The organism is Lentilactobacillus hilgardii DSM 20176 = ATCC 8290 (assembly GCF_000159315.1).
Lineage (GTDB): Bacteria > Bacillota > Bacilli > Lactobacillales > Lactobacillaceae > Lentilactobacillus > Lentilactobacillus hilgardii.
Genome location: NZ_GG670086.1, coordinates 1 through 236, shown reverse-complemented (window position 1 = coordinate 236; position 236 = coordinate 1). Strand labels below are relative to the sequence as shown.

Here is a 236-nt window from a genome sequence, read left to right as displayed (position 1 = left end):
CGCGATGGACGAGTTGAGGAAGGTCTGGATGTTGGCGCTGTAGGTGTTCTGCAAGCTCAGCAGCGCAGCCAGGTTCACTGTCAGCGGCAGCGCGAACAGCGCGCTCTTCGGGTGGTGCAGCATCAGGCCCAGTGGCAGGAACACCACCGCCAGTACCAATGCCAGCAGGCCGAAGTCGTGTACCGCCGGGAACACGCCGAACAGGTACACGCCGGCCACTACCGAGGCCACCATCG

The 236-nt window shown here is 64.0% G+C and carries 1 protein-coding gene; it reads right to left on the bottom strand.

The genetic code is table 11. The annotated features are described in order from the left end of the window. The coding region (locus tag HMPREF0519_RS12975; protein WP_191976500.1) for an FUSC family protein at positions 1 to 234 on the bottom strand (234 nt) is incomplete at its 3' end. Between the last annotated feature and the right edge of the window lie 2 nt (positions 235 to 236).